Annotated in this window: 9 protein-coding genes and 1 rRNA gene; all 10 read left to right on the top strand. The window is 51.7% G+C overall.

The genetic code is table 11. The features are described from left to right. Window positions 1–78 (top strand): 5S ribosomal RNA (rrf, locus tag IEV46_RS13355); the annotation flags it as partial. Window positions 79–479: 401 nt separating this feature from the next. Further along, a complete protein-coding gene (locus tag IEV46_RS13350; protein WP_188433047.1) occupies window positions 480–683 on the top strand; it encodes a sigma factor G inhibitor Gin in 204 nt (67 codons plus the stop codon). A 33-nt stretch (window positions 684–716) separates the two neighbouring features. Beyond that, on the top strand, window positions 717–2,132 hold the full coding sequence (locus IEV46_RS13345; protein WP_188433046.1) for an aminotransferase class I/II-fold pyridoxal phosphate-dependent enzyme: 1,416 nt from the start codon (window positions 717–719) through the stop codon (window positions 2,130–2,132). Between the two features lie 26 nt (window positions 2,133–2,158). Beyond that, window positions 2,159–2,815 carry a dTMP kinase gene (tmk, locus tag IEV46_RS13340; RefSeq protein WP_188433045.1) on the top strand — a complete coding sequence of 219 codons (657 nt, stop codon included), beginning with the start codon at window positions 2,159–2,161 and terminating at the stop codon, window positions 2,813–2,815. Next, complete coding sequence (gene darA / locus IEV46_RS13335) at window positions 2,812–3,141, top strand: cyclic di-AMP receptor DarA (protein ID WP_188433044.1); 330 nt, start codon at window positions 2,812–2,814, stop codon at window positions 3,139–3,141. The genes tmk and darA overlap by 4 nt, the downstream gene beginning before the upstream one ends. Window positions 3,142–3,164: 23 nt before the next feature. Then, the gene (holB, locus tag IEV46_RS13330; protein WP_188433043.1) at window positions 3,165–4,187 is read left to right on the top strand and encodes a DNA polymerase III subunit delta'; all 1,023 of its coding nucleotides are present in this window, start codon (window positions 3,165–3,167) and stop codon (window positions 4,185–4,187) included. Then, on the top strand, window positions 4,147–4,950 hold the full coding sequence (locus tag IEV46_RS13325) for a PSP1 domain-containing protein (RefSeq protein ID WP_188433042.1): 804 nt from the start codon (window positions 4,147–4,149) through the stop codon (window positions 4,948–4,950). The genes holB and IEV46_RS13325 overlap by 41 nt, the downstream gene beginning before the upstream one ends. Window positions 4,951–5,037: 87 nt before the next feature. After that, window positions 5,038–5,382, top strand: a complete 345-nt coding sequence (gene yabA / locus IEV46_RS13320; RefSeq protein ID WP_188433041.1) for a DNA replication initiation control protein YabA — start codon at window positions 5,038–5,040, stop codon at window positions 5,380–5,382. A gap of 51 nt (window positions 5,383–5,433) precedes the next feature. Then, the gene (locus tag IEV46_RS13315; RefSeq protein WP_229736113.1) at window positions 5,434–5,712 is read left to right on the top strand and encodes a GIY-YIG nuclease family protein; all 279 of its coding nucleotides are present in this window, start codon (window positions 5,434–5,436) and stop codon (window positions 5,710–5,712) included. Further along, window positions 5,690–6,577 (top strand): 16S rRNA (cytidine(1402)-2'-O)-methyltransferase, encoded by an 888-nt coding sequence (gene rsmI, locus IEV46_RS13310; RefSeq protein WP_188433039.1) that lies wholly within the window; start codon window positions 5,690–5,692, stop codon window positions 6,575–6,577. Before IEV46_RS13315 ends, rsmI begins: the two co-directional genes overlap by 23 nt. Window positions 6,578–6,931 lie beyond the last annotated feature (354 nt).

Below are 6,931 nucleotides of genomic sequence, written 5' to 3'. Positions count from 1 at the left end.
CCGAACACGGAAGTTAAGCCCTCCAGCGCCGATGGTACTTGGGGCGCAGGCCCCTGGGAGAGTAGGACGTTGCCAGGCAATCTGAAAGAAGTGCCTGCGGTGTGATCGTGGGAAAACACCCCCCGGATCCAGTTGGATCCGGGGGGTGTTTGCAGTTCCGGCCATGACCATCCAATTTTTTGTTTTCACTCCAGAGGCGAGCGAATATAATAAATTACACCTTTGATGATGGCCAAAACCGGGATATATCCCTGTAGAATCCATTGTGCCATATGTTCAGCCATGGTTTTGCACTTGCCTTTCTTTCCTCAGTTTACGGACTTGGATAAGAGTACCCTTGTTTTTCCCCGCTTCCGCTCATGGTATACTCTCGGCTGAGTTGACCCGTTACTCACTTCCATCCGGATACAATGGGCACGTGTATAAATGGATCGGAATTGGGGAACAATGGATTAAAAACTTGAAAAGGTGGGTCGATCTTGGATAAAAATGATCGGATCCGCTGTATCGTGTGTAATGAATGGCATGAACAAGGAATCGGAGTTCTGGACGGGTTTATTTGCGAAGCATGTGAACAGGAAATCGTCAAGACCGATGTGAAGGATCAGAAGTATCCATATTTTGTTACGCGTTTAAAGCTGTTATGGATGGATGGAAAGAACCAGATCGAGCGGGGACTGTAAAACAGTTCCCGTCTCTTTTTTGGAGGGGAGACGGTGAATCAGGAAGAAGCACCACTGTTTGAAGCTCTTTGTTTTCATAAAGACCAAAACAGAGGAAACTACCATGTACCGGGGCATAAACAAGGAAAGACTTTTGATCCGTTGGGACGGGAACACTTTGGGGATCTCCTCACAATCGATCTGACGGAGATCGCAGCATTGGATGACTTGCATCAACCCGAGGGAGTCATTCGAAAGGCACAGGAATTAGCTGCAGCTGCATTTGGTGCCGATCGGACCTTTTTTCTGGTGGGAGGGTGCACTGCGGGCAACATCAGTCTGATTCTAGCCTCCTGCCAACCGGGAGATCAGTTGATCATCCATCGTGCCTCCCACCAATCTGTTTTCAATGGTTGCCACCTTGCCGGTGTCCGTCCGGTTTTCCTTTCAGGAAGGGGAGATGCCCCCCTGGGGGGAGAAATAACCGGAGAAGACTTGGAGGAAGCGATTCTTCGTCATCCGGGTGTGAAGGGGGTGTTCCTCACCAGCCCGGATTATTTTGGGAGAGTGCAACCAATTTCCCAATTGGCAAAAGTATGCCATCGTCATGGATTGCCCCTGATGGTTGATGAAGCCCATGGTGCCCATTTTGGATTCCATCCCCATCTTCCCCCGCCGGCATTGACTCAAGGGGCGGATGGGGTGGTTCAATCCACCCACAAAATGTTGACGGCGATGACCATGGGATCCATGCTTCACCTTAAAGGAAATCGAATCGATGGGGGACTTGTGGCCAAAGGATTGGGGATGATCCAGTCCAGCAGTCCATCCTATCCTCTCATGGCTTCACTCGACCTGGCACGGCGTTTTATGGTAAAGATGGGTCAAGGAGAACTGCAAAAAACCTTGAATCAGGCTTCGCTCATCCGTGAACATTTGGCAGGGATGAGGCATTTGAAAGAGGATACGAAATCGGGAAGTGATCCTTTGAAATTGAGCATCCGGGCCGACCGGAGGATCTCGGGATATGGGATGCAGAAATGGTTGGAGAAACGAGGGATCGATCCGGAACTGGCGGATCACGAAAAGGTGTTGTTTGTCCTGTCTCCCGGAATGAAAAGGGATGAGGCCGTTCGGTTGATCGGGGCTCTGCGTCGGTTGGATCAAGCGATTCCTCAATGGGAAGAATCCCCTCACCATCCGATTCCCCACCTTCCGGTGCTGAGTGAAAGCCACTTATCCTGGGATCGTCTCCGGTTGATTTCGGGGGAAACCATTCCACTTCCGCAAGCGGAGGGGCGGATGGCTGCAGAGATGGTGATCCCCTATCCACCTGGTGTACCGGTGGTGTTGCCGGGTGAGATTTTAAGTACGGAACAGATCCGACACATCCTTCACATACTTGACAAAGGTGGACGTGTCCGGGGGGTGACCCCCGGTTTCCCCCCGGGTCTGCACGTGATAAAATAATAGTAAACATCTGTTGGAGGAACGCTGTGAAAGGTTTTTTTATCACCCTTGAAGGACCAGAAGGTGCCGGAAAGTCCACGCAAACAATACGGCTCAAGCGTTTTCTGGAAAAGCGGGGACTCTCTTGCATAACCACCCGCGAACCGGGCGGAACACCGATCGGGGATCGGATTCGGGAGCTTCTGCTGGACCCTGGATCGGAAGAGATGTCTCTTCGGACAGAGTTGCTCCTGTATGCTGCATCCCGTGCGCAATTGGTGGAAGAGGTCATCCGACCCGCTCTTGAAAAGGGATGGACGGTACTCTGTGACCGGTATGTGGATTCCAGTATGGTGTATCAATCATACAGTGCCGGAGCCAACCCAAAAGATGTGCTCCAGGTCAATCAGGTGGCTATCGCGGGACTGCTTCCCGATCGGACTTATTTGCTGGACCTCCCTTTGGAAGAGAGTCTCCGTCGGTTGGAAGGAAGGGGAATTTCGAGGGACCGCATCGAATTAAAAGGACAGGCTTATCATCAAAAGGTCAGGGACGGATTTCACCATTTGGCTACTCTTCATCCGGAGCGGTTTTGCATCATAGACGGCACCCTTTCAGCCGATGAGGTTTTCCGCCGGATTGTGATGGATCTTGAGAAAACGCTGGGTGAAAAAATTGCCTTGCGGGAGGATGGTTTAGGATGAAGATGGTAATAGCGGTGGTCCAGGATAAAGACAGCAACCGGTTGTCCGACGCCTTGGTGAAGGATAATATCCGGGCCACTAAGCTGGCCAGCACTGGGGGGTTCTTGAAATCCGGCAACACCACTTTTTTGATCGGAATCGAAGATGATCGGGTGGACGCGGTTTTGCAAATTATCAAGGAGAACTGCAGTTCCCGTAAACAGATGATGGCTCCGATCTCTTCCATGGGGGGAAATACCGATACTTATGTCCCCTATCCTGTAGAAGTGGAAGTGGGCGGTGCCACGGTCTTTATCCTTCCCGTCGATCGGTTTGAGCAGTTTTGAAGGAAAAAAGCGGGGGCTGAACCATGTCTTTTGAAGAGATTCGCGGACAAGACCGGGTGATCCGGTTACTGCAAAACGCTTTGAAGAACGGAAGGGTCGCCCACGCCTATTGTTTTGCAGGGCCTGAGGGCGCCGGGAAAAAAAAGGCCGCCATCGAATGGGCCAAAGCGCTCAATTGTGAAAACAAAGCGCTGGCACCCTGTGATCGTTGCCGATCCTGCAGAAGAATCTCCAATGGAAATCATCCTGATATCACCATGTTGGAACCGGAAGGATCATCCATCAAAATCGATCAAGTACGGGAATTGCAACGGCGGTTCTCCTTTTCTCCATCTGAAGACGTCACCCGGGTGGTGATCCTGCATCAGGCGGAGACGCTTACTCTTCAGGCGGCCAACAGTCTTTTGAAATTTTTGGAGGAGCCTGTGGCCCGGATGGTGGCGATCCTCATTACTGAACAAGTCCATTCCCTTCTCCCCACGATACTCTCACGCTGTCAATTGCTCCGTTTTCGTCCCCTGCCTCCGGCAATGATTGAATCCTCGTTGGTCGAAGGTGGGATGGATCCGGCAAATGCGAGGATCGCAGCGCACTTGGTCTTTGGGGTGGAGGCGGCGGGTGAATTAGCAGGGGACGATAAGTTTGCCCCTTTTTGCGAGCGAATGATAAAATGGATGGGGGAGATCCCCTCCGGCAAATCAAATCCTCTGGTGGAGATCCAGACGGTTTGGTTGACTGATTTTGGCCCGGAAGAGATGAAGCTTTTGTTGGATCTGTCCCTTTTGTGGTTGAGGGACTTGTTGAAAATGCGTCTGGGTATCAGAGGAGATTCAGTGTTTGTCGGATGGAAAGAATCCCGTCGGCACCAAGCATCCCGCTGGACCATCTCCGGCTTGCTGAATGGGATGGACGCGGTGATTCAGGCGAGACAGGCCCTGACAGGCCCCGTTCAACCCCAGGCAGTGTTGGAGAGCATGGTGCTGGCCATGCAGGGGGGACCCAAACATGCTGTCAGTCGTAGGAGTCCGTTTCAGACAAGCGGGTAAAATATATTATTTTGATCCCAATGATTTGGTGGTTCGGAAGGATCAAGCAGTGATTGTCGAAACCGTCCGGGGGATCGAATTTGGGACGGTTGTCATCGGAATCCGCCACGTAACCGAAGAAGAGGTGGTTTTACCCTTAAGGCGGGTGCTCCGGATTGCCACTCCGGAAGATGTGAAACAGATGGAGAAAAACCTGGTAGCGGCCAGAGAAGCATTATCCATCTGTGAGGAAAAGATACAAAACCACGACTTAGAGATGAAGCTCGTAGATGCGGAGTACACATTTGACCGTAACAAGATCATCTTCTACTTCACCGCCGACGGCCGGGTTGACTTTCGGGAGCTTGTCCGTGATTTGGCATCGGTGTTCCGGACTCGAATCGAATTGCGCCAAATCGGGGTTCGGGACGAAGCCAAAATGCTCGGTGGAATCGGCCCCTGTGGCCGGGTTTTATGCTGTTCGTCCTTTCTGGGGGATTTTGAGCCGGTATCGATCAAAATGGCGAAGGATCAGAATCTCTCCTTGAACCCGGCCAAGATCTCCGGCTTGTGCGGTCGCTTGATGTGTTGTCTCAAATTTGAAAATGACACCTATGTAGAGGCCAAGCAGATGATGCCCGATATTGGCACCCGGGTGACCACTCCAGAAGGTGTCGGCCGGGTGGTGGTGTTGAATCTGTTGGAACGTCGGGTGCAGGTGGAGCTGGCCGACTCAGGCCGGAGAGTGGAACATCCGGCGGAAGTCGTGAAGGCCCAGGCTTAAATGAACCAACCTTCCTTGGGGAACTGACGGAGAGAGCCCCGTTCCTGGGCGATCCTGAACAGACAGCGGGTGATTGAGGTGGGGGGCTTGGACAAGCAGGCCATTTTATCCCGGATGACCCGAATTGAAGATCAAATCGGAGAGTTGTATAAAGAATTGGGTGGTTTGAAGCTGCAAATCGTTCAAATGTTGGAGGAAAATACACGGCTGGTTCTGGAAAATGAGGCATTGCAGGAACAGCTGGAACAAAAACAAACAGGGAAAACGGAACCCGATTCCCAGGAGACGGCCGGTGAAGGACATGATAATCTGGCCCGTCTCTATCATGAGGGATTTCATATTTGCAATGTCCATTACGGAAGTATGCGTGGGGATGGTGACTGCTTGTTTTGCCTCTCCTTTTTGAACAAGACATCTCAAGAGGATGACTGAAGTGCCGGTTTACCGGCACTTCTTTCTACTTTGGATGAGGATGAGGGATCAGTGGAAAAAAATTATGTGGTCTACATATTGGAATGTGGTGATGGAACACTCTATACCGGAATCACCAACAATCTGAAACAACGGCTTACACACCACCGAAAGGGAACCGGAGCAAAATACACACGGGGCAGGGGACCTTTCACCCTGAAATGGTTGGAGACAGGGATCACCCGTTCCCAGGCTCTCCGGCGGGAGCGGGAGATCAAAAAGATGAGCCGGACTAAGAAATTGGAGATGATTCAAAGGAGGCCGGCGGATGAAGCGACAGAAGAGTTTTGAAACCGACGGCGGAGTTTTGTATGTGGTGGGGACACCGATCGGCAACCTGGGGGATCTCAGTGTACGGACCAAGCAGATATTGGGAGAAGTGGATCTGATCGCCTGTGAGGATACTAGACATACGCGAAAGCTCTTGTCTCATCTGGGGATTTCAACTGCGATGATCAGTTATCACGGGTATAATCGCTTGACCCGCCTCCCTCTTCTTCTCGACCGGTTGCAGGAGGGAAAGAGCATTGCATTGGTGAGTGATGCGGGGATGCCTGGAATTTCAGATCCGGGGGAGGAACTTATTCACCAGGTGGTTGAAGCGGAGATTCCTGTGATTCCTGTTCCCGGTGCCAACGCTGCTTTATGCGCGTTGGTCGCTTCGGGACTCCCGCCACAGCCTTTTTTGTTTATTGGGTTTCTCCCCAGAAACTCCAAAGAGCGGATGACGGAATTGACCAAATGGAAAGAGACTCCCGCCACCCTGATCTTTTACGAAGCGCCTCACCGAATCCGCCCGATGTTGAAAGATGTGATGGAAGTATTGGGAGATCGGAAGACAGCTCTGGCCCGGGAGCTGACGAAAAAGCACGAAGAGTGGATGAGGGGCAATCTTTCTGCATGTCTTCAAGAGTTGGAGGAGGAAAAGCCCCGGGGAGAATGGACCGTGGTGGTGGAGGGGGCGTCCTCCGATGGGACCGGGGCGGAAAATGGCCCGGATGTAACCTGGTGGCAGGCTTTGACGGTGAGGGAACATGTCGATTGGCATATCCGTCGGGGGAAAATCAAAAAAGAGGCCATTCAAGCGACGGCGGCAGAACGCTCTCTTCCCAAACGGGAAGTGTACAATGAGTATCACCGGGAGACGGATGATTGATCGATCGAGGGGGATTTTTCCTTCCCTCGATTTTCATTTTTCATTCAACGGATGTCGTCACCGTCTGACTTCATCACTTTGCGTACATTCGACATTTCAAAGTGGTATTAGAAGCATTGTGAAAAGCCGCTCACAGGGAGGATTGGGTTTCACATGGAATGATTTTGGAAGTTCAGAACAACGAAAAGGTCGTGTTGAAACCCAACCCGGCCAGCACTCATTCACAACCCCTTTGGACATGTCTGGTTCACCTATGATGTGCTGTGTAAGAAGAGTCCGGTGTGATTGGCGGAGAGCCTTTACACTCAGGGGAGCATAAAATCTTGCTATGCACTAAGATCGGAGACAGTCGTC

Origin of the sequence: Kroppenstedtia guangzhouensis (genome assembly GCF_014637345.1) — a bacterium.
GTDB lineage: Bacteria > Bacillota > Bacilli > Thermoactinomycetales > DSM-45169 > Kroppenstedtia > Kroppenstedtia guangzhouensis.
Note: the sequence above shows the minus strand (reverse complement) of the source record. Positions and strands in the feature narration are given on the sequence as shown.

What these genes read in the sequence shown, in the direction of transcription:
- darA (WP_188433044.1), top strand. Translation starts at nt 2,812, where the DNA reads ATGAAGATGGTAATAGCGGTGGTCCAGGATAAAGACAGCAACCGGTTG.
- rsmI (WP_188433039.1), top strand. Translation starts at nt 5,690, where the DNA reads ATGAAGCGACAGAAGAGTTTTGAAACCGACGGCGGAGTTTTGTATGTG.
- IEV46_RS13325 (WP_188433042.1), top strand. Translation starts at nt 4,147, where the DNA reads ATGCTGTCAGTCGTAGGAGTCCGTTTCAGACAAGCGGGTAAAATATAT.
- holB (WP_188433043.1), top strand. Translation starts at nt 3,165, where the DNA reads ATGTCTTTTGAAGAGATTCGCGGACAAGACCGGGTGATCCGGTTACTG.